Origin of the sequence: Priestia aryabhattai, assembly GCF_023715685.1 — a bacterium.
Taxonomy (GTDB): Bacteria; Bacillota; Bacilli; order Bacillales; family Bacillaceae_H; genus Priestia; species Priestia aryabhattai_B.
Map to the genome: position 1 here is coordinate 1 of NZ_JAMBOQ010000028.1, position 2,078 is coordinate 2,078.

The window sequence follows — 2,078 nt, forward strand, 5'->3', positions numbered from 1 at the left end:
GCCTATATCCTATATTACAACCATCTACGAATAAAAGAAAAATTAAAAGGATTGACCCCTGTAGAATACAGAATTCAATCCTCATTAGCTGCCTAAATAACGTGTCTAACTTTTTGGGTTCAGTTCAGAGTAAGGTAGTTTTTTCATTTGCACCTCAGAAAAAGAAAATGTCGAGAGGATAAATCCTCTTTTGTAGTTTGCTCAACATATAGAATGTTATTCATTATTGCAAGTACGCAATGATCTAAAATTGAATATGACATACGTATAAAAAGTAATTTACCTTTATATACGTATGTCATATTCAATTTTAGTTACCATAATGTTCCTTAATGTGAATTATAGGAATTAAAAAGGAACCCATAGAAGTATCTATGGGTTCCTTTAACAATCTTGGTTATTGAGTTAGTTTATAAAAAATTATTTAACATTGTTTTCGTTAGAATTTGGATTATACATCCCGTTTTGAACCATATAATATTCTATCACTTGGTCTAACCATTTTTCCTCTTCTTCCGTATAAGGGGATGCCATCATAATCTGAAAATCTCCTATTTGCTCATCCTCTAATTTTCCAAAAGCATACATAGCTTCCTCACCAACATACTTAAGAGATGCCTGTAAATGTTTATTGGCCAACTCTTGTACTTCTGGATAATGAACTGGTTTTCCCACTAACTTTTTTACTTCTCTCGATAAGTCAATAAATTCTTTATCCAAAGATAAGTTCTCCTCTTCAGATTTAATGTATACCTTATCTGCAATTTCTTTAGAAGTAAAATGTTCAAGCCATGTACGCTGATCTTGCTCATTTTGGATGTTATTAATTAAATTAATTAATATTTCACTGGGGATATTCTCCTGACTATCTAGCAAGGAAATCGTTCGACTAATAGCTTTAAGAACTTTATCTAAATGCTGTTTTTTCTCCTCAAATGCCTTTTGCTGTTGGAGTAAAGTGTTTTGTAAACTTAAGTTAAGACTGGTATCCATTAGCATTAGTCCTATTTCTTCTAAGTTATAACCTAGGAATTTTAATGCTACGATCTTTTGAAGCTTTACTATATGATCCTCCCCATATAGACGATGACGAGAATTGGGATCTTTTTGAGCTTTGAGTAGCCCTATTTCGTCATAATAATGCAATGTCCTTATTGAAACACCCGTTTTCTTAGAAAATTTACCAATTGTGAAATTTAACTCTTTATCCAACTTACGTATCCTCCTTACAATCTAGTATTAATCTGATTAATTTCATCATAATACCTCACGTAACTGGAGGTTCAAGTAGTAACTTTAAAAATTTGCACTTTATATACTCCATACGTTTTTAGTTACCATAATCACCGTTATAGGAATCAAAAGGCCCTTGGTATATTTCAACCAAGGGCCTTTTATATAACTTACGTTTATTTTTTTAAGTTCGGTTCTGATCCATCATATAGTTCTTCGATGCTAGTAACGTTCTCTTTGTTAAAAGAAACCCTCCAAATAAATGCTATACGATCGATATCTACTTTCCCATTTTCAAAATAGGCAATCATAATACGTGTATTTTCTTTGTCGGCAGCAGGCAAACCTTGAAAACGCACAATTCTTGTTTTTTCAGTTACTTATGGAATCGTAACACCTTTTGCAACATAACGCTCAGCGCCTTTAGCACCTTTCGTCATGTAACTTTTATAAAAATTAGATAAAGCAGGATTTGTGTCAGAATAAGCATATGTGTTATGAGCTATTGGTAGAAACAGTCCCATAATCAAAGTGATACATAATAATTGTTTCATTTTGTCCTCCATACTGGGATATAAGATTATGGGTATAGGTTTGCTAATTATAAGATATTTATTCAATAAGTCTTATTGTTTTTTAATGCATGTCATATACATCGCTAGTTTACATAAAGTCTCTTCCGGAACACATCACAAAAAAGAACCCTTGTCGCAGAACGGGGACTGCACCCTGTTTGTGAGACAGGAATCAAAGCACCTTTTAAACAACCATTTGCCGGTATTGTACTGGTGACCGGTTGTTTAGTTTCGTTTGAATACGGGCATTGTTGTAATAGGTAATATAGT

At 32.8% G+C, this 2,078-nt stretch carries 4 protein-coding genes; 1 reads left to right on the plus strand and 3 read right to left on the minus strand.

The features are described from left to right. Nucleotides 1-96: IS3 family transposase (locus tag M3225_RS28690; protein WP_251400393.1), on the plus strand; the 96-nt coding region annotated here is incomplete at its 5' end. A 324-nt stretch (nucleotides 97-420) separates the two neighbouring features. On the opposite strand, the gene M3225_RS28695 is transcribed toward M3225_RS28690, so the two are convergent. The 3 genes from M3225_RS28695 to M3225_RS28705 form a co-directional block, all read right to left on the minus strand. Then, entirely contained in the window at nucleotides 421-1,212 is a 792-nt protein-coding gene (locus M3225_RS28695) for a MerR family transcriptional regulator (RefSeq protein ID WP_251400724.1), read from the minus strand. Between the two features lie 401 nt (nucleotides 1,213-1,613). Next, nucleotides 1,614-1,787 carry a hypothetical protein gene (locus tag M3225_RS28700; RefSeq protein WP_251400726.1) on the minus strand — a complete coding sequence of 58 codons (174 nt, stop codon included), beginning with the start codon at nucleotides 1,785-1,787 and terminating at the stop codon, nucleotides 1,614-1,616. Nucleotides 1,788-1,992: 205 nt separating this feature from the next. Beyond that, nucleotides 1,993-2,078 (minus strand): IS3 family transposase (locus M3225_RS28705; RefSeq protein WP_251396070.1); only part of this gene is annotated, 86 nt, incomplete at its 5' end.

Coding starts and splice junctions, on each gene's coding strand:
- M3225_RS28700 (WP_251400726.1), bottom strand. CDS start 1,787: ATGAAACAATTATTATGTATCACTTTGATTATGGGACTGTTTCTACCA.